This window comes from Telluria sp. ZT3P25 (genome assembly GCF_059685895.1).
Genome location: NZ_JCASIJ010000001.1, coordinates 2601035 through 2619457 on the forward strand (window position 1 = coordinate 2601035; position 18423 = coordinate 2619457).

General features: G+C 62.4%; 18 protein-coding genes. 2 read left to right on the plus strand and 16 right to left on the minus strand.

The genetic code is table 11. The annotated features are described in order from the left end of the window. Nucleotides 1–96: 96 nt before the first annotated feature. From AC56LY_RS11515 to AC56LY_RS11565, 11 genes are all read right to left on the minus strand, one after another. Complete coding sequence (locus AC56LY_RS11515; protein WP_499579445.1) at nucleotides 97–441, minus strand: RseA family anti-sigma factor; 345 nt, start codon at nucleotides 439–441, stop codon at nucleotides 97–99. A 72-nt stretch (nucleotides 442–513) separates the two neighbouring features. Further along, on the minus strand, nucleotides 514–1116 hold the full coding sequence (gene rpoE, locus AC56LY_RS11520) for an RNA polymerase sigma factor RpoE (RefSeq protein WP_499579447.1): 603 nt from the start codon (nucleotides 1114–1116) through the stop codon (nucleotides 514–516). Between the two features lie 53 nt (nucleotides 1117–1169). After that, nucleotides 1170–1733: a hypothetical protein gene (locus tag AC56LY_RS11525; RefSeq protein ID WP_499579448.1), complete on the minus strand. Its 564-nt coding sequence runs from the start codon at nucleotides 1731–1733 to the stop codon at nucleotides 1170–1172. A gap of 183 nt (nucleotides 1734–1916) precedes the next feature. Next, nucleotides 1917–3164, minus strand: a complete 1248-nt coding sequence (gene fabF, locus AC56LY_RS11530; RefSeq protein ID WP_499579451.1) for a beta-ketoacyl-ACP synthase II — start codon at nucleotides 3162–3164, stop codon at nucleotides 1917–1919. A 43-nt stretch (nucleotides 3165–3207) separates the two neighbouring features. After that, nucleotides 3208–3447, minus strand: coding sequence for an acyl carrier protein (gene acpP / locus AC56LY_RS11535; protein ID WP_020653257.1), 240 nt, complete (start codon nucleotides 3445–3447; stop codon nucleotides 3208–3210). A 212-nt stretch (nucleotides 3448–3659) separates the two neighbouring features. Then, nucleotides 3660–4397 carry a 3-oxoacyl-ACP reductase FabG gene (gene fabG, locus AC56LY_RS11540; RefSeq protein ID WP_499454611.1) on the minus strand — a complete coding sequence of 246 codons (738 nt, stop codon included), beginning with the start codon at nucleotides 4395–4397 and terminating at the stop codon, nucleotides 3660–3662. A gap of 39 nt (nucleotides 4398–4436) precedes the next feature. Next, nucleotides 4437–5372 carry an ACP S-malonyltransferase gene (gene fabD, locus AC56LY_RS11545; RefSeq protein ID WP_499579456.1) on the minus strand — a complete coding sequence of 312 codons (936 nt, stop codon included), beginning with the start codon at nucleotides 5370–5372 and terminating at the stop codon, nucleotides 4437–4439. Nucleotides 5373–5439: 67 nt separating this feature from the next. After that, nucleotides 5440–6426 (minus strand): beta-ketoacyl-ACP synthase III, encoded by a 987-nt coding sequence (locus tag AC56LY_RS11550; protein ID WP_499502952.1) that lies wholly within the window; start codon nucleotides 6424–6426, stop codon nucleotides 5440–5442. A gap of 19 nt (nucleotides 6427–6445) precedes the next feature. After that, nucleotides 6446–7516: a phosphate acyltransferase PlsX gene (gene plsX, locus AC56LY_RS11555; RefSeq protein ID WP_499579462.1), complete on the minus strand. Its 1071-nt coding sequence runs from the start codon at nucleotides 7514–7516 to the stop codon at nucleotides 6446–6448. 212 nt (nucleotides 7517–7728) lie between these two features. Further along, nucleotides 7729–7911: a 50S ribosomal protein L32 gene (gene rpmF / locus AC56LY_RS11560; RefSeq protein WP_028104096.1), complete on the minus strand. Its 183-nt coding sequence runs from the start codon at nucleotides 7909–7911 to the stop codon at nucleotides 7729–7731. Nucleotides 7912–8161: 250 nt separating this feature from the next. Further along, the gene (locus tag AC56LY_RS11565) at nucleotides 8162–8659 is read right to left on the minus strand and encodes a YceD family protein (RefSeq protein WP_183558204.1); all 498 of its coding nucleotides are present in this window, start codon (nucleotides 8657–8659) and stop codon (nucleotides 8162–8164) included. A gap of 96 nt (nucleotides 8660–8755) precedes the next feature. Between AC56LY_RS11565 and AC56LY_RS11570 the strand changes: the two genes are divergently transcribed. Together AC56LY_RS11570 and AC56LY_RS11575 are read left to right on the plus strand one after the other, a co-directional pair. Continuing rightward, a complete protein-coding gene (locus tag AC56LY_RS11570) occupies nucleotides 8756–9370 on the plus strand; it encodes a Maf-like protein (RefSeq protein ID WP_499579464.1) in 615 nt (204 codons plus the stop codon). A gap of 20 nt (nucleotides 9371–9390) precedes the next feature. Beyond that, complete coding sequence (locus AC56LY_RS11575; RefSeq protein WP_499579467.1) at nucleotides 9391–10140, plus strand: SAM-dependent methyltransferase; 750 nt, start codon at nucleotides 9391–9393, stop codon at nucleotides 10138–10140. A gap of 14 nt (nucleotides 10141–10154) precedes the next feature. Here the strand turns inward: AC56LY_RS11575 and AC56LY_RS11580 are convergent, their stop codons facing one another. From AC56LY_RS11580 to clpB, 5 genes are all read right to left on the minus strand, one after another. Further along, entirely contained in the window at nucleotides 10155–11423 is a 1269-nt protein-coding gene (locus AC56LY_RS11580) for an EAL and HDOD domain-containing protein (RefSeq protein ID WP_499579470.1), read from the minus strand. Between the two features lie 125 nt (nucleotides 11424–11548). After that, complete coding sequence (locus tag AC56LY_RS11585; protein ID WP_499579474.1) at nucleotides 11549–12862, minus strand: 23S rRNA (adenine(2030)-N(6))-methyltransferase RlmJ; 1314 nt, start codon at nucleotides 12860–12862, stop codon at nucleotides 11549–11551. 129 nt (nucleotides 12863–12991) lie between these two features. Further along, the gene (locus AC56LY_RS11590) at nucleotides 12992–13891 is read right to left on the minus strand and encodes an IS1595 family transposase (RefSeq protein WP_499579476.1); all 900 of its coding nucleotides are present in this window, start codon (nucleotides 13889–13891) and stop codon (nucleotides 12992–12994) included. A 218-nt stretch (nucleotides 13892–14109) separates the two neighbouring features. Continuing rightward, a complete protein-coding gene (gene aceA / locus AC56LY_RS11595) occupies nucleotides 14110–15408 on the minus strand; it encodes an isocitrate lyase (protein WP_183558192.1) in 1299 nt (432 codons plus the stop codon). A gap of 328 nt (nucleotides 15409–15736) precedes the next feature. Then, a complete protein-coding gene (gene clpB, locus AC56LY_RS11600; protein ID WP_499579479.1) occupies nucleotides 15737–18346 on the minus strand; it encodes an ATP-dependent chaperone ClpB in 2610 nt (869 codons plus the stop codon). Between the last annotated feature and the right edge of the window lie 77 nt (nucleotides 18347–18423).

The following is an 18423-nucleotide window of genomic DNA, read 5'->3' on the forward strand; positions in this document are numbered from 1 at the left end:
GTAAGCCAAAACGCGCGCTTTGTCGCGTCGGCCCACGTCGCGTGCAGGACGTTCGGGGCTGCACTGCCTGGCAACTCCACCCGTGCAGCGAGCGACTTATGACGCGGCGGGGTTGGCCAGGCTGGCCGTCAGGCTGGCCGGCTCGGTGACATCATGGCCGCTGCCACTGCCACTGATGCCACCTTCGGCGATGTCGCCACGACCGGACGGTAATTGCGCCTGTTCCCGCGCCAGCGCTGTGGCCAGCCGTTCGGCGAAGCCGGGCGACAGATCGGGCGCCGGCGTGGCGCGCAGGGTATCCCGGATCAGGTGATACCGGTCCCACGCCTGTTTACCATCCTCCTCTTGCAGTGCGGCCAGTGCCAGCTCGGCATCGGCCTGCGGCAATTCGCCGTCGACCAGGGCCGAAATATGCGCGCGGAGTGTTTCGTTGGTGTCCATCGGGGTGTCCGTCGACGTCGGTGTGTTCACGGTGAGTTCAATGTTAATGCTGTGTTCGTACGATCCCGCTACCTACCGTCGTTTGTCAACCGGAAATTCAAGCAAGGGCCGCAATTTATCGGCGATGACTTCGCGCGCCCGAAAAATACGGCTGCGCACCGTACCGATGGGACAGGCCATGACTTCGGATATTTCTTCGTAGCTGAGTCCTTCAATTTCACGCAAGACAATGGCCGTGCGTAGTTCAAGGGGCAGTGCTTCCATGGCCGCATTCACCGTGTGGGCAATCTGCTTACTGGCAAGCATTGACTCCGGCGTATTAATGTCACGCAGACTATCTGCCTCATCAAAGCCTTCGGCGCCTTCGGCATCGGTCTCCGTCGAGGTCGGCGCACGCCTGCCCTGGGTTACCAGGTAATTCTTGGCCGTGTTGATGCCTATCCGATAAAGCCATGTATAAAATGCGGAATCACCGCGAAAATGGCGCAGTGCCCGGTACGCCTTGATGAACGTTTCCTGCACGACGTCTTCGGCCTCGGCCGGATCGTAAACAAGACGCGACACCAGACGCATCAGGCGGCGCTGGTACTTGGAGACGAGCAGATCGAACGCCTTCTGGTCCCCTGCCTGCACGCGCTCCACCAGCAACTGATCACTCTCGCGTTCTGTCGTCACGGACCATGCCCCATTGGCGACCCTCTCCTAAGAGTTGATCCCCTGCAATAAGTTCAAAGTATTTTTGTCGCTGCGTTGCGCGCACCCTGCGCCAATGACCGCACTGCCACGGACAGCGCACGAAAGTCACCTGGCGACACGCTGTCGGGCAACACGGCGAGCGCGATGGTGTCGCCGGCCGCCGTGCGCAGACGCAGCAGCATGCAGACAGGACAGACCGTGGCGCCAGGCAGCAGCGTCACCGCAACCCCCTCGGACAGGGGATCGGATGAACCTGCCGCTAGCGACGCGCCCGCCGAATCCACTGCGCCCATCTCTTGTTGTACCGTCAGGCGTAGCTGCCCAAGTCCAGAAATATCAAGACGGTGCGCCGTTCTAAATCCGTGCAAAAGCGCCTGGGAATGGGCCTTTGGGAAAGCCTGGAACAGACGGCGCGCGCGGGCCAAAGGCCATGCCAACGCTGCTGCACCGACCAGCGGCGCGACAGCGGTCAGCCGGCCAAATGCGAAGCGTTCAGGCGTGCCGAGGCCGACGACCAGAGCGGTCGCGATGAGGGCGCCGCTGAACCCGGCGCACAGCCAGACCAGGCAACGCGACGGCCGGACGATGACAGACACCGCACAGTGCATACAACGAGGGAAACAGAAATCGGCAGAACAGGCAGAGTAAGCTGGCCCGGCGGGCTAGCCGCGGGCAGTTGCCGCCAGCACCGGAGCATCACCGCTGTAGAACAACAAGCGGGCATGCACCGGGCTGCAGAAAGCGCCCATCCCGTTGGACCGGGATGGGGCTGGTCAAGTTCAGAGTTTCGCGAAAACGAGCGTACCGTTGGTACCGCCGAAACCGAACGAGTTCTTCACCGCGTAATCGATCTTCATCTCACGCGCCGTGTTGGCGCAGAAGTCCAGGTCGCACTCGGGATCCTGGTTGAAGATGTTGATCGTCGGCGGCGAGATCTGGTTATGGATCGCCAGTACCGTAAATACCGATTCCAGGCCGCCGGCGCCACCGAGCAGGTGACCGGTCATCGACTTGGTCGAATTCACGACAATCTTCCTGGCATGGTCGCCAAACACGCGCTTGATGCCGCGCACTTCTGCGGCATCGCCCAATGGCGTCGAGGTGCCGTGCGCATTCACGTACTGCACCTGGTCGGCATTGATGCCGGCGTTGTTGAGGGCATTGACCATGCAACGTGCCGCGCCACTACCATCCTCGACCGGCGAGGTGATGTGGTTGGCGTCCGCGCTCATGCCAAAGCCGATGACTTCAGCATAGATGCGGGCGCCGCGCGCGACAGCGTGTTCATACTCTTCGACGACCATGACACCGGCTCCCTCGCCCAGCACGAAGCCGTCGCGGTCGCGGTCCCATGGACGCGAGGCCGTGGCCGGATCATCGTTGCGGGTCGACAGCGCGCGTGCCGAGGCGAAGCCGCCCAGGCCCAGTGGCGACACGGTCGACTCGGCGCCGCCCGCGATCATCACGTCGGCGTCGCCGTACTCGATCAGGCGCGCTGCCGCGCCGATGCTGTGCAGGCCGGTGGTGCAAGCGGTGACGATGGCCAGGTTCGGACCACGCAGGCCGAACTTGATCGAGAGATCGCCCGAGATCATGTTGATGATCGACGCTGGCACGAAGAATGGCGAAATACGGCGTGCGCCGCGGTTCGTGTATTCCTCTTTGGTGGCTTCGATCAGCGGCAAGCCGCCAATACCCGAGCCGATCACCACGCCAATGCGGTCCGCATTTTCTTCGGTGACAACCAGACCCGAATCCTGCAGGGCCTGGATACCGGCTGCCATACCGTAATGGATAAAGCTATCCATATGGCGGCCTTCTTTGCCCGGCAGGTAATCCTCGACGACGAAGTTCTTTACTTCACCAGCGAAGTGGGTCGTGAATTGCGACGCATCAAACTTGGTGATGGCGGCAATCCCCGACTTGCCAGCCAGCGCTGCATCCCACGCTTCGGTAACGGTGTTACCGATTGGTGAAATGCAGCCCAGGCCAGTGACGACGACACGGCGGTTGCGTGAACGACTCAAGCGATTCTCCCAAAAACTGTAAAGCGACTACCTCGATCCCGACTCAGGCTTTGACGTGCGCGGTAGCGTAGTCGATGGCTTGCTTGACGGTGGTGATCTTCTCAGCCTGTTCGTCAGGGATTTCCATTTCGAACTCATCTTCCAGAGCCATCACCAGCTCGACGGTGTCGAGCGAGTCAGCACCCAGGTCGTCAACGAACGAGGATTCGATTTTGATGTCTGCTTCAGCAACACCCAGTTGCTCAGCGACGATTTTTTTAACGCGTTGTTCGATATCCGACATGTTGTAGCTCCATTAAGGTATGTGTTGCGGAAAGTGCGCGCATTTTATCAGGTTTGCGACCTGAAAAACTATTTTCGGCGACTGCGCCTAACTCGCCGGAAAGTCCTGCTAAAAGTCTTGATTGCACCGATATCGTCCTGTTCAAACGGGGCCAATTACCGTGCAATCCTTCCCTTTATTGCTACTGAATTCTTACTTGATGCCTAATATACTTAATTCATGTACATGCCGCCGTTCACGTGCAGCTCGGTGCCCGTGATGTAGGCCGCTTGCGGGCCGGCCAGGAACGCCACCGCATGCGCGATGTCTTCCGGCTGGCCCAGGCGGCCCAGCGGAATCTGGGTCAGCAGCGCAGCGTGCTGGTCGTCGCCCAGCGACTTGGTCATGTCGGTATCGATGAAGCCCGGCGCGACGCAATTGACGGTGATGTTGCGGCTGCCGATCTCGCGCGCCAGTGCGCGGGTCATGCCGGCCACGCCGGCCTTGGCCGCCGCGTAGTTCATCTGGCCCGGGTTGCCCGAAGCGCCCACCACCGACGTGATGTTGATGATGCGGCCCGCCTTGGCCTTCATCATCCCGCGCAGCACCAGGCGCGACAGGCGGCCGACGGCGGTCAGATTGGTGGCGATCACGCCGTCCCACTCTTCGTCTTTCATGCGCATGGCCAGGTTATCCTGGGTGATGCCGGCATTGTTCACGAGGATCGACAGGCTGCCGAACTCCTTCTGCACATCCGCCACGACGGCCGTGCAGCGTTCGCTGTCGAGCACGTTCAGGACGACGCCCTTGCCGCCGAACGGCGCCAGGTAGTCCGAGATCGCCTGTGCGCCGGCATCGCTGGTGGCAGTGCCGACGACTTTCGCGCCCTGGCGGGCCAGTTCGAGAGCGATGGCCTTGCCGATGCCGCGCGATGCGCCGCTGATCAGGGCGACTTGGTTTTCCAGATTCATGGTGGTCCTCTTGTTGGGGTTAGTGGTGCAGCGCAGCCGTCACGCGTTGAACGTGGCCAGCACGCGCTCGAGCGCAGCCTGATCGACCAGCGCGTCGCCGACCAGCGCCGGATCGATACGTTTGGCCATGCCCACGAGCGTCTTGCTCGGTGCGCATTCGATGACCTGCGTGACGCCGTCCTGCGCCATCTTCTGCATCGTCTCGACCCAGCGCACCGGACCGGCGGCCTGGCGCACCAGCGCATCCTTGATCTGCTCCGGATCATTCAACACGACGACATCGACGTTGTTGATGACGGGGATCTGTGGCACGGCAAAGGTCAGCGTGCGCATGTACTCGCGCAGACGATCCGATGCGGGCTTCAGCAGCGACGAGTGGAACGGCGCCGACACCGACAGCTTCATGGCGCGCTTGGCGCCCTTCGCCTTGGCGATCTCGCAGGCGCGCTCGACCGCGGCCGTGTGGCCGGCGATCACGATCTGGGTCGGCTCATTGAAGTTGACCGCTTCGACGACCTCGCCCTGTGCGGCTTCGGCGCACACGGCACGCACGTCGTCGGCTTGCAGGCCGAGGATGACCGCCATGCCGCCCTGCCCGACCGGCACCGCGTCCTGCATCGACTGCGCGCGAAAGCGCACCAGCGGCACGGCGTCGGCAAACGGGATCACGCCAGCGGCGACCAGCGCCGAGTATTCGCCCAGGCTGTGACCGGCAACGACGGACGGTAGCGGGCCACCGGCGGCGATCCAGGCGCGGTACACGGCCACGGCGGCGGTCAGCATGACCGGCTGGGTGTTGGTGGTGAGGTCGAGGTCTTCTTTCGGGCCGTCGGCGATCAGGCGCTGCAGATCGAAGCCGAGGGCATCGGAGGCTTCCTGCACGGTCTGGTCGACAACCGGGTTGCCGGCGAAACCGTTCAACATGCCCACTGCCTGGGCGCCTTGTCCGGTAAACAGGAATGCGAATTGGCTCATCGTGATATGTCCGTAGTAATTGGTTCTTGGGAGTGCCGTCGGTGAGTGCGACGCGGTGTGCGACTCGTTACATGCGCGCCAGCACGGCGCCCCAGGTAAAGCCGCCGCCGACACCTTCCATCAGTACGTTCTGGCCCGGCTTGATGCGGCCATCGCGCACCGCCTGGTCGAGCGCCAGCGGGATCGAGGCGGCCGAGGTATTGCCGTGCTCATTGACGGTGACGACCATTTTTTCGAGCGGCAGGCCAAGTTTCTTGGCAGTGCCATTCATGATGCGGATATTGGCCTGGTGCGGCACCAGCCAGTCGATCTGGTCCGGCGTGACGCCGGCGGTATCGAGCACTTCGTGCGCAACTTTTTCGAGCACCGACACGGCCAGCTTGAACACGGCCGGGCCGTCCATGTGCAAGAAACCGCTGCCGGCAACGGCGCCGCCCGCCAGGTTGCCCGGGATCGACAGGATGTCGGCGTGACTGCCGTCGGCGTGCAGCTTGGTTGCCAGGATGCCCGGCTCGTTCGACACTTCCAGCAGCACGGCGCCGGCGCCATCGCCGAACAGCACGCAGGTGCCGCGGTCATTGAAGTCGACGATGCGCGAGAAAATCTCGGAACCGATCACGAGCACGCGCTTGTGGTTACCGGCGCGAATGAACGCGTCGGCCGTCGACAGCGCGTAGACGAAGCCGCTGCAGACCGCCTGCACGTCGAAGGCGGCGCTGCCATTGGCCATCCCCAGCTTTTGCTGGACGATGCAGGCCGTGCTCGGGAAACTGCCGTGGAAGTCGGGGGTGGAACTGGCGACGATGACGAGGTCGATATCGCCCGCCTCGCGGCCGGCCATCTCGAGCGCGCGGCGCGCGGCGTGCACGGCCAGGTCGGATGAAAGCTCATCGGCGGCGGCGAAGTGACGGGCCTCGATGCCGCTGCGCGTAACAATCCATTCGTGCGACGTTTCGACACCTTGCGCAGCCAGCCGCGTGGCCAGCGCTTCGTTGGTGACACGGTTGGCCGGCAGGTAGCTGCCGGTGCCGGTGATTTTGCTGTACAGGGTCATTGCTTCACCATCCGCTCGGTTATTGCGCCTGGCGCTCGATCGTGGACACGGGCTCGAGCACCGGCATGGGCGCTTCGGCAGCGCCCGTTGAATTCGGCATCAGCTCGGTAATTAGTGCCGACAACTGTTCTTGCACATTATTGTGCGCAGCCTCGTAGGCCCGCTTGAGCGCCCATTCGAACGAATAGGCGTTGGCGCCGCCGTGGCTCTTGAACACCAGGCCCTTCAGGCCCAGCAGACCGGCGCCATTGTAGCGCTCGGGATTGAGTTTCTTCATGGCCTTGCGTGCGAACACGGCGCCGACCATCGACATGATGTCGGACTTGAACGTCGTTTTCATGAAGCGCGACAGGCCTTCGATCGCCTTGAGCATCACGTTGCCGACAAAACCGTCGCAGACGACGACGTCGACGGTGCCCTTGAAGATGTCATTGCCTTCGACGTTGCCGTAGAAATTGAGCTTGCCGCGGGCAGCATCGTCGCGCAGCAGCACGCCGGTGGCCTTGACCACTTCGTTGCCCTTGATGTCTTCGGTGCCCACGTTCAACAGGCCAATGGTCGGACGGGGAATGCCTTCGATTGCCGAGCACAGCACCGAGCCCATGATGGCAAACTGGTGCAGGTGATGCGGTTCGCAATCGACGTTCGCGCCCAGATCCAGGATGTAGGTCGGGCCGTTCTTCTGGTTCGGCATGATCGAGCAGATCGCCGGACGGTCGACGCCGGGCATCGTCTTGAGCACGTAGCGCGAGACGGCCATCAGGGCGCCGGTATTGCCGGCCGAGACGCAGGCATTGGCGCTGCCGTCTTTCACCAGCTCGATCGCCACGCGCATCGACGAATCCTTCTTGCGGCGCAGGGCTACTTCGATCGGATCGTCCATCGCGACGACTTCGGACGCGTGCTTGATCGTCAGACGCGGCAATTTTTCGCCGTGGTGTTTCTTGAGTTCTGCGCGCAGCACCTCTTCGACGCCCACGAGCACGAGCTCGGCGTCATCCTGCTTCTTGAGGAACGAGATTGCTGCCGGAATGGTTACTGACGGGCCGTGATCGCCACCCATGCAGTCAATGGAAATTTTTATGGTCATGTATTGGGAATGCCGCGGCTCACACAGGACTGGCGGCCAGATGGGATCGATTCGTCGCCAGGAGGCGCACAGGATCCGCGCTGCTCAACATGACGGGGCGAAATGCATGCCCGTGATGCCAACAATGCCTGAGCAGATGCCAAAGAAAAAGCGGCGCCACGCAGATAACATACGTTGCGCCGCTTTCATGGTTCTAAAAGCCAGGACGTCGATTACTCGTCGTTTTTGGTCTTCAGAACTTTGCGACCACGGTAGAAACCGTTAGGGCTGATGTGGTGACGCAGGTGCGTTTCGCCGGTGGTTGGCTCGACTGCCAGGTTTGGTGCAACCAGGAAGTCGTGCGAACGGTGCATACCGCGCTTCGATGGGGATTTTTTATTCTGCTGAACAGCCATGATAACTCCTAATACTAAGTTCTAAAATTTTAACACATTCGACGTGCAACGATTTGCGCATCGAGTATCCCAGCAGCAATCTTCAAGGATGTCCCCCGGGATTGCCGACACGTTTCCGTCTACTTCTACTACCAATGCCATACTCGAGCGCTGCACGCGTCTGACACATTCTTTGCAAATTTTGGGCGACATTCTTTCTACGCTGCCGCCACCGTACTGCGAAACCGATCCTGCTGTATTTGGTACTACATCATTCTGTCTTGAGATTCTTGAGGCCGGCAAATGGCGACGGCTTCTCGTTCTTCAGACTGTCCAGCAACTTGTTTTCGGGGCAGACATCGTGCTTTGGCGACTGCGGCAACGCCAGCAGCGCTTCGTCTTCGAGCAACTGACGAATATCGCACGTATGGCTGCCAACGATCACATCGATGCTGTCGTCGTCGAGAACAATCTCGATGGCATCGGCTTCTTCATCATCCTTGCCCAGCACCAGCATGGTCGACGAATCGATCTCGTAGTCCATGGGTTGCAGGCAACGCTGACATTCCAGCTTCACGTGACCGGCGACCTCGAGGGTCAGCGACGGATAACCGTGACGGGTTTGACCACCTTGCATCGTCCAGCGGATGTCGCCGCCTTTTTCGGAACTCTCTGCGGCCAGCCGGGTCATCTCGACCAGGGGCGTGCTGCCTTCACGAAAACCATCGCTCTTGCAAAACTCGAAGGCATCAATAATGAAAGCGCTCATTTAGAAAGTCGTCCCGGAAAACCTGCGATAATAGCAGGCTTTTCACCGCAGCGCCATGAAACTGTGGCTTCGCTGCCGATTTATCCCGAGGGCCGCATGCTACCAAGTTCCACCCCGCCCCGCCTGATCCTTGCCTCGAGCTCCGCCTACCGGCGCGAATTGCTGGGCCGGCTCGGCCTGCCGTTCGAGGCCATCGCACCCGATCTCGATGAGACGCCGCTGCCGGGTGAAACACCGCCGGCGACCGCGCTGCGCCTGGCGCGTGCCAAGGCCGAGGCCGTAGCGCGCCTGCATCCGGGCACGCTCGTGATCGGCTCGGATCAGGTTGCCACGCTCGACGATCTGCAGATCGGCAAGCCGGGTGACCATGCGCGCGCGTTGGCGCAGCTGCAATTGATGCGGGGGCGTGAAGTCGTGTTCCATACGGCCTTGTGCCTGTGGGACGGGCGCGCTGCCGACCCCGCCGCCGTTGTCCAGGTCGACAATGTGCAGGTCCGCGTGCGCTTTCGCGACCTGCCGGATGCGGAACTGGACGCCTATCTGCGCATCGAACAGCCGTACGACTGCGCCGGCAGCGCCAAGAACGAAGGCCTGGGAATTGCCCTGATCGACCACATCCACTCGCTTGATCCGACCGCCCTCACCGGCTTGCCGCTCATCGCCCTGACCGGCATGCTGCGGCGCGCCGGCGTGCGCTTCTTCGGCACCTGACCACTTACCTGAAACGACCCATGCCCGGCACCCTGTACCTGATTCCCAATACCCTCGGCCCACTCGATGCTGCGTCCGGCTGCCTGAACGGCCTGCTGCCGACGCAAGTGCAGGCACTGACCAGCTCGCTCGATTATTTTGTGGCCGAAAACGCCAAGACGGCGCGTGCGTTCCTGAAGCTGATCGCCATCGACCATCCATTGGCCAAGCCGCTGCAGGAAATCGAGATCGCCGAACTGAACGTGAACACGCCGGCCGCGGCGCTGACGCAATTGCTGGCGCCACTGCTGGCGGGGCGCGATGCGGGCCTGGTGTCAGAGGCAGGTGTGCCAGCGGTTGCCGATCCCGGCGCCGACCTCGTGCGCCTGGCACATCAGCACGGGATTGACGTGCGGCCGCTGGTGGGCCCGTCGTCGCTGCTGCTGGCCGTCATGGCCAGCGGCTTGAACGGCCAGAGCTTCGCTTTCAACGGCTACCTGCCAACCGACGCGGCGCTGCGCACGAAGCGCATCCGCGAGCTGGAAACCCGTTCCCGCGGCGAACGCCAGACGCAGTTGTTCATCGAGACGCCGTATCGCAACGGCGCGATGCTCGATGCACTGGTGGCGGGGTGCCAGCCGGGCACGCTGGTGTGCGTGGCGACCGACCTGTCGCTGCCGAGCGAATCGGTGCGCACCATGACGGCGGCAAAATGGAAAGCAGCACTGGGGGCGGACAAGGGGCCGGACTTCCACAAGAAGCCGACCGTATTCCTGCTGCTGGGGCAATAAGGGAAAGGTCGGACTCAGCGCACGTCGTGGGTCAGCTCGCGGACCCAGTCGAACGCGGCCAGTTCGATCTCCCGTACCTCGGGCACCGTCAGCCCGATCTTCTTGAGTTCGGCATTGAGCTTGCGGCCCCCGACGGCCGTCTCCAACAGCTCGGCGATGCGCAGCATGGTGCCAAAGTCACCATCGCGGTCGATCAGCGCGTCGCGCACGTCATGCGCGATTTCGACGTGCACGAGGATGTCGGCCATCCGCACTGAAAACAGCGCTTCCGCCAGCGACATGATGCCGACGGTAAAGGCACGGTCAGCGCTGGCCGTGTCGCCGGGGCGCACGCGCAGCGTCATCAATTCGAGCAGCTTGCCGCGTGTGGTGGCCAGTTGCAGCAACGGCGAGTGAAGCGAGACTTGCGCGCCTGCGGCCGTGTAGAGCAGGATCTGCAGCCAGCGGCCCAGCTGGCGCCGGCCCAGCACCGCGAGTGCCTGTGACAGCGACTCGATGCGCGGACCCGGCACCGCGCGGCTGTTGACCAGGCGCAGCAGGTTCAGACTGACCAGCGCATCGCGCTTGACGGCCGTCTCGATGGTCTGGTTATCGGCGTTGGAATTAACCAGCTCCAGCAAGCGCAGCAACACCACTTCGGTTGGGGCAATCTTGCGGCCGCTGAGGATCACGGGCCGCGCAAAGTAATAACCCTGGAAGTATTCGAAACCGAGTGCCATGCACAGCTCGAACTCTTCGATCGTCTCGACTTTTTCGGCCAGCAGGCGCTTGCCGGTTTTCTGCAGCGACGCGACCAGATCGCCCAGCGCGTCCGGGGCCACACCCTTGATATCGACCTTGATGATGTCGATCAGCGAAATCAGCTGATCGAGTTCGCGCGAATGCTCGATGACGTCGTCGACGGCGAACTTGAAGCCGAGGTTTTTCAGTTCGTCCACCCGCGCCAGCAACTCGGGCGTGGGCTTCACGGTTTCCAGGATTTCGAGAATGACTTTATGCGGCTGCAGGAAGCGCACGAAGTCGCTCATCAGGACGACAGCGTCGACATTCACAAAAGCGAGCTGATCGCCCACCACCTGCTCCATGCCAAGCTGGGACGCATGCGAAATGACGGCCGCCGTCGCGGCGGCGCCGTCGGTCAGCTTGGCGTCTTCGTCCTCGCCGGCGGCGCGAAACAGCAGCTCGAATGCCAGCAATTGCTGGTCACGCCCGAGAATGGGTTGCCGTGCGAGGAAAAAATCGTCAGACGGCACCAAGACCGCTGCCGTTGCATCAGCATGCATTGAAATATTACTCCTGGAAACTGTCGCGGCGCATAGTGGCGCGCCGGCAGCGCGCACACGCGCACCACCTGTACCGACTATACTACAAAAATGCCAATCTTAGCATTTCGACATCGAAACGAATGCTAGCTGCGACCGCCACCCTGACGGGTGCGACCGGTGCGCGGTGCGCCCGGCGCTGCTGGACGATCGCCACCGGTGCGGGGCGCACGCGGGGCGGCTGGCGCCCCGTCGCGCGGGGCAGCGGCACGTGGCGCCGCGCTCCTTGGCGTCGTCGAGCGCGGTGCAGCGCCCGGTCGGCCCGCATCCTGCGTCGGACGGCCCGTGCCCTGCGTCGGACGGCCCGCGCCGGCGCTTTTAACCGTGCCCGTACCGGTGCGCGATGGCTTGACCGGTGCTGCCGGCTCCTCGCCTTCGCGTGGCATCACCTGGCCCGGCAGGCGCAGACTACCCTTGCCCGACAGCGGACTGGCGCGGCGCGCATTGCCGATCGGCTGGCGCGGCATGCCGGCGGCCCCGTCGGTGCGGCTGGCGCTGCGGCCGAGCGCCGTACCCGTGACCTGGGTGCCCTTCTCGATCGTGAAGCGTGCGCCGGCGTCCTTGCCCAGCACGCGCACCAGATATGGCAGCACTTCGCGCAAGATCGGCTCGAGCGTGTACGGCGGGTTCAGGATGAACATGCCGGAGCTGTGCAGGCCGGTACCGTCCGGCGTCGGGGTCTGGATCGTCAGCGTGACGTTCAGCCATTCCTTGGCCGGCACGCGCTTCAGGCGATCGGCAAACTGGCGCGATTCCATGCGCTGGAGTACCGGATACCAGACAGCGTAGATGCCGCTCGGGAAGCGCAGCAGCGCATCGTCGAGTGCTTCTTTCACACGCTTGTAGTCATCCTTGACTTCGTATGGCGGGTCGATCAGCACCAGCGCGCGGCGCGACGGTGGCGGCAGCAACGCCTTCATGCTGTCGAAACCGTCGCCACGGTCGATCATCACGCGCCGGCCGCGGGAGCGCTCGCCCTGCTCGGCCTTGTGGGCGTCGAGCTTGCGGAAGTTATCGGCCAGGATCTTGCAATCGGCCGGGTGCAGCTCGAACAGGCGCAGGCGGTCCTGCTCGCGCGCCATTTGCTCGGCGACATACGGCGAGCCCGGGTAATAGCGCATCTTGCCGCTCGGGTTCATGCCCTTGATCAGATCGAGGTATTCCTTCAGCGGTGCCGGAACGTCAGTGAGCGCCCACAGCGGGCCGATGCCGGTATCGAATTCGGCGGTCTTGGTCGACTGGAAACTGTCGAGTGCATACACGCCGGCGCCCGAGTGGGTATCGATATAGGTATAGGCGGCATCCTTCTGGTTCATGTACTGGTGCAGTTGCACCTGGATGAAGTGCTTGAGGACATCGGCGTGGTTACCCGCGTGGAAGGCGTGGCGGTAGCTCAACATAAGCTGGAATTCCTAAAAGTGACGTTGCCGCGCGAAACTGGCGGCGATATTAGGCGCCATTATCCACTACAACCGGGCCCGGCTGGGAATCGGTGCGATCTGCCGTCGACATAAAAGGCGCAGCCAGCGTTATCTGTTGATGACTGTGATAGCGATACTAAGCAATTGTTCTGGCGAAGTAAGCCGCTCACCATCCAGCGCCCAGCGCCAGCCCAGGTAATTAGACAGGTAGCGCGACGCCACGCCATGAAAGCCCTGCAGCCAGGCCTTAAAGCGCTGGTGGTAGGCGTTCACGTTCTGCACGTGGATGGCAAGGCTGCCCAGTCGCCTTACACGCACACCGGCGCGCACAATGACCGCCGCGTGCGCGATCCTGTGCTTGCGGGCAAAGGCGCGGTAAGCGGGATGGCCGTCACTGACCAGCAAGGCCTGCCGATCCAGCCTGGGCAGCAAGTCACGGTCGAGTTGCGCAGCCGTGAGCGCTCCGCGGCCGGTCACGGCATCGATGGTGCGCCCCTCGCGGTCGCGCGCAACCAGGATGCAGTCAAGTTCATTGGAAATGCCCCGCTTGGCAGCGCGGCCGCCCCGGCGGCGCGGTGGCCGATCGATCGTGCGCGAACCTTTTTGTGACTCGAGCAGAAATGTTTCGTCAGCTTCGACGATGCCGTTGAGCGCTGCGGGTCGATCGAGTTTGACCCAGTGCAGAAAGCGGTGGCGCCATCGAAAGGCCGTGTTGCGGTGTACCTCGATGCGGTCTGCCGCCTTGCGCACGGGCAGTGAATCGAGCAGTGCCTGCGAATACGCGAGCCATTTGGCCTTGAGCCTGAGCCGCGCCAGTGGCGTGCCGGTGAGGTCGTTAAAGGTGCGCCCACAAGCGCAGCATCGGTAGCGCTGCAAGTCGTTGGCGAACCCGTGCCGATAGCAGCGATCGTTGCCGCATCTGGGGCAGCAGCGGCTTGGCGCTCTGGCCTCGGTAATCAGCGCAACCACCTGATCGAGCCCGGCGGCAGGATGCAGTGCATCGAGCACTTGCCGCCGCTGCCTGCGGCCCGTTCAGCGAAGGCAGTTTTGCGAACCAACCCTTGAAACGTGGCGCTTTCATGATCGACTCCTGACGCTGGCGACAGGGGTTGGACCACTGGACTGCTCGTCAGTTCAAAGCTAGTCTCTATTTAACGCTGACTGCGCCACATAAAAAAGGCCGCAACCCTCGTGAGGTTGCGGCCGGCGCCCTATCAATGTGCTTGTCAGGCGACTTTCTTTTCTTCGAAGAACTGTTCATCTTCGGTCGAGCCATGTAGCGCCGTGGTCGAGCTCTGACCCTGCTGGATGGCCTGGGTCACGGCGTCGAAGTAGCCGGTGCCCACTTCGCGCTGGTGCTTGACCGCCGTGAACCCTTTTTCGGCCGCGGCGAACTCGGCTTCTTGCAGCTCGACGAAGGCCGACATACCGGTACGCGCATAGCCGTGGGCCAGGTTGAACATGCCGTAATTGAGCGAGTGGAAACCGGCCAGCGTGATGAACTGGAACTTGTAGCCCATAGCGCCCAGCTCACGCTGGAACTTGGCGATGGTCGCGTCGTCCAGATTCTTTTTCCAATTGAAGGACGGCGAGCAGTTATACGCCAGCATCTTGCCCGGGAACTTGGCGTGGATCGCATCGGCAAAGCGACGCGCAAACTCGAGGTCGGGCTTGCCGGTTTCGCACCAGACCAGGTCGGCAAACGGCGCATAGGCCAGGCCGCGCGAAATCGCTTGCTCAACGCCCGGCTGGACGCGGAAGAAACCCTCGACCGTGCGTTCACCGGTGCAGAATTCCTTGTCATTGGCGTCGACATCCGACGTGAGCAGGTCGGCCGCTTCGGCGTCGGTGCGGGCGATCACGAGCGTCGTGGTGCCCATCACGTCGGCTGCCAGGCGGGCCGCGTTGAGTTTTTCGATGGCTTCGCGGGTCGGCACCAGCACCTTGCCGCCCATGTGGCCGCACTTCTTGACCGAGGCCAATTGATCTTCGAAGTGCACGCCCGATGCGCCGGCTTCGATCATCGACTTCATCAGTTCGTAGGCATTGAGCACGCCGCCGAACCCGGCTTCGGCGTCGGCCACGATCGGTGCGAAGTAATCGATGTCGTCCTTGCCTTCCGACCATTGGATCTGGTCGGCGCGCTGGAACGTGTTGTTGATGCGGCGCACGACCAGCGGCACCGAGTTGGCCGGATACAGCGACTGGTCCGGGTACATTTCGCCAGCGGCGTTGGCATCGCCCGCCACTTGCCAGCCCGACAGGTAGATCGCCTTCAGGCCCGCTTTCACCTGCTGCATGGCCTGGTTGCCGGTCAGCGCGCCCAGGGCGTTCACATACGGCTCATCATTAACCAGGTTCCACAGCTTCTCGGCGCCGCGCTTGGCCAGCGTGTGCTCGATGCGCACCGAGCCACGCAGACGGACGACATCAGCGGCGGTGTAATTGCGCACAACGCCTTTCCAGCGTGGATTGGTGTCCCAGTCTTGCTGCAGTTCGGCGATTTGCTGTTCACGGGTAGTCATGGTGTGTTCTCCTAAAGGGTGGTAAGACGTTTGATCAAGCCTGCGAATCCGTTGAGACAATCATAAAGCCGTTTGTGCACGGCACCATCAGTCTTCTATAAGACATACGACTAAAATAATTTCCAACAATATCAATGGCTTGTATCTCCCATATCATGATGCGGAATGAAATTTCTCACGATGGTAAGGAATCGCATCGCTGGCATGCTGCGCATTTCGCATTGCACGACGATCATTTCGCATCCTGAAATATGGCGTCTTATTTCCCGTCAAGAAACGACAAAGGGCGCGGCAATTGCCGCGCCCTTTTCATTTCGACCGAACCGGCTTACTTCGCCAGCTCGACCGTCTGCTCGTCAAAGGTCAGCTCGCCACCCCGCACCCGGACTGGAATCACATCCTTCGGTCCGAAGCGGCCCGACAGGATCGCTTTCGACAGCGGATTCTCGATCTGTTGCTGGATCGCCCGCTTGAGCGGCCTTGCGCCATACACCGGGTCATATCCTGCTTCGGCAATCTTCTGCAGCGCCTCTTCGTCGATGTCGAGCGTCATGTCCATCTTGGCCAGGCGCGCTTCCAGGATCTGCAGCTGAATGCGGGCAATGGCGCCGATGTTCTTCTCGTCGAGCGCATGGAACACGACGATCTCGTCGATACGGTTGATGAACTCGGGCCGGAAGTGGCCGCGCACCTCGGCCATGACCGCCATCTTCACGACGGCCGGCTCATCGCTTTCCATCGCCTGGATCCGGTGCGAACCGAGGTTCGACGTCATCACGATCACCGTGTTCTTGAAGTCGACCGTGCGGCCCTGGCCATCGGTCATGCGGCCATCGTCCAGCACCTGCAACAGCACATTGAACACGTCCGGGTGCGCCTTTTCGATCTCGTCGAGCAGGATCACGCTGTACGGCTTGCGCCGCACGGCTTCGGTCAGGTAACCGCCCTCTTCATAGCCAACGTAACCTGGCGGCGCACCGATCAGACGGGCCACCGAATGCTTCTCCATGAATTCACTCATGTCGATGCGGATCATCGCGTCCTGCGTATCGAACAGGAAGCCGGCCAGCGCCTTGCACAGCTCGGTTTTACCGACACCGGTCGGGCCCAGGAACATGAACGAACCATATGGGCGATCGGGGTCGGACAGGCCGGCGCGCGAGCGGCGGATGGCGTCCGACACCGCTTCGATGGCCTCATTCTGGCCCACGACGCGCTTGTGCAGCTCGTCCTCGATGTGCAGCAGCTTGTCGCGCTCGCCCTGCAGCATGCGGGTGACAGGAATGCCCGTCGCGCGCGAGACCACTTCGGCGATTTCCTCGGCCCCGACCTGCGTGCGCAGCAGCTTGGGCTTCTGGCCGTCCGCTTCGGCGCGCGCGGTACTCGCTTCGGCGTCACGCAGTTGCGCTTCGAGTTCCGGCAAGCGGCCATATTGCAGTTCGGAGGCCTGCTGCCAGTTGCTCTGGCGGCGCGCTTCTTCCATCTGGTAGCGGATGCGCTCGATCTCTTCCTTGATGTGCGTGGTGCCCTGCACTGCGGCCTTCTCGGCCTTCAGGATTTCTTCGAAGTCGTTGTACTCACGCTCCAGGCGCGTGATCTCGTCGCCCAGCAACTCGAGGCGGCGCTGTGACGCTTCATCGGTTTCGCGGCGCACGGCTTCGCGCTCGATCTTCAGCTGGATCATGCGGCGCTCGAGGCGGTCCATGACTTCGGGCTTGGAATCGATCTCGATCTTGATCTTGGCCGCCGCTTCGTCGATCAGGTCGATCGCCTTGTCGGGCAGGAAGCGGTCGGTGATGTAGCGGTGCGACAGCTCGGCCGCCGCGATGATTGCCGCGTCGGTGATATCGACCTGGTGGTGCAGCTCGTATTTCTCCTGCAGCCCGCGCAGGATGGCGATCGTCGCCTCGACACTGGGCTCGTCGACGATGATCTTCTGGAAGCGGCGCTCGAGCGCGGCATCCTTTTCGACGTACTTGCGGTACTCATCGAGGGTGGTCGCGCCAACGCAGTGCAGCTCGCCGCGTGCCAGGGCCGGCTTGAGCATATTACCGGCGTCCATCGCGCCTTCGGCCTTGCCGGCGCCAACCATCGTGTGCAGCTCGTCAATGAAGACGATCGTCTGGCCTTCGTCCTGCGCAAGCTCCTTCAGCACGCTCTTCAGCCGCTCTTCGAATTCACCGCGGAACTTCGCGCCGGCCAGCAGTGACGCCATGTCGAGCGACAGCACGCGCTTGCCCTTGAGCGAATCCGGCACTTCGCCATTGACGATGCGCTGGGCCAGGCCTTCGACGATGGCCGTCTTGCCCACGCCCGGCTCCCCGATCAGCACCGGATTGTTCTTGCTGCGACGCTGCAGCACCTGGATCGCGCGGCGGATTTCATCGTCGCGGCCGATCACCGGATCGAGCTTGCCGGCACGGGCGCGCTCGGTCAGGTCGAGCGTGTATTTCTTGAGCGATTCGCGCTGGCCCTCGGCTTCAGGCGAATTGACGCCTTCGCCACCGCGCACAGCCTGGATCGCCGACTCGAGCGACTTCTTCGCCAGCCCGTTTTCACGTGCCAGGCGGCCGGCGTCCGACTTGTCTTCCAGCAGCGCCAGCAGGATCATCTCGGACGAGACGAAACCGTCGCCGCGCTTTTGCGCTTCGCGATCGGCCAGGTTCAACAGGCCCATCAGGTCGCGCCCGACCTGGACGTTGCCGCCGGTACCGGTGACCTTCGGCTGGCGTTCGAGCGAGGCCTTCAGCGCATTGGACAGCGCGCCGACGTTCACGCCGGCGCGCTGCAGCAGCGAGCGCGCACTGCCGTCGTCCTGGTTCAACAGTGCCACCAGCAGGTGGACCGTTTCAATGTATTGGTTGTCGTTGCCGACCGCCAGGCTCTGGGCATCCGCCAGCGCTTCCTGGAGCTTGGTCGTCAGTTTATCTTGTCGCATGGTGTGACTCCTGAGTTGGTTCTTGGTTGCGATACAAGATTGGGATGACGAGGTGCTTTTCAAGCGCGCTGTCGCGC

Excerpts from the sequence above, each read along its gene's own strand:
- fabG (WP_499454611.1), bottom strand. The coding sequence starts at position 4,397 with ATGAATCTGGAAAACCAAGTCGCCCTGATCAGCGGCGCATCGCGCGGC.
- AC56LY_RS11585 (WP_499579474.1), bottom strand. The coding sequence starts at position 12,862 with ATGTTGAGCTACCGCCACGCCTTCCACGCGGGTAACCACGCCGATGTC.
- AC56LY_RS11580 (WP_499579470.1), bottom strand. The coding sequence starts at position 11,423 with ATGCATGCTGATGCAACGGCAGCGGTCTTGGTGCCGTCTGACGATTTT.
- AC56LY_RS11515 (WP_499579445.1), bottom strand. The coding sequence starts at position 441 with ATGGACACCAACGAAACACTCCGCGCGCATATTTCGGCCCTGGTCGAC.
- AC56LY_RS11565 (WP_183558204.1), bottom strand. The coding sequence starts at position 8,659 with ATGAGCGCTTTCATTATTGATGCCTTCGAGTTTTGCAAGAGCGATGGT.
- fabD (WP_499579456.1), bottom strand. The coding sequence starts at position 5,372 with ATGAGCCAATTCGCATTCCTGTTTACCGGACAAGGCGCCCAGGCAGTG.
- AC56LY_RS11550 (WP_499502952.1), bottom strand. The coding sequence starts at position 6,426 with ATGACCCTGTACAGCAAAATCACCGGCACCGGCAGCTACCTGCCGGCC.
- rpmF (WP_028104096.1), bottom strand. The coding sequence starts at position 7,911 with ATGGCTGTTCAGCAGAATAAAAAATCCCCATCGAAGCGCGGTATGCAC.
- acpP (WP_020653257.1), bottom strand. The coding sequence starts at position 3,447 with ATGTCGGATATCGAACAACGCGTTAAAAAAATCGTCGCTGAGCAACTG.
- AC56LY_RS11570 (WP_499579464.1), top strand. The coding sequence starts at position 8,756 with ATGCTACCAAGTTCCACCCCGCCCCGCCTGATCCTTGCCTCGAGCTCC.
- aceA (WP_183558192.1), bottom strand. The coding sequence starts at position 15,408 with ATGACTACCCGTGAACAGCAAATCGCCGAACTGCAGCAAGACTGGGAC.
- clpB (WP_499579479.1), bottom strand. The coding sequence starts at position 18,346 with ATGCGACAAGATAAACTGACGACCAAGCTCCAGGAAGCGCTGGCGGAT.
- AC56LY_RS11575 (WP_499579467.1), top strand. The coding sequence starts at position 9,391 with ATGCCCGGCACCCTGTACCTGATTCCCAATACCCTCGGCCCACTCGAT.
- plsX (WP_499579462.1), bottom strand. The coding sequence starts at position 7,516 with ATGACCATAAAAATTTCCATTGACTGCATGGGTGGCGATCACGGCCCG.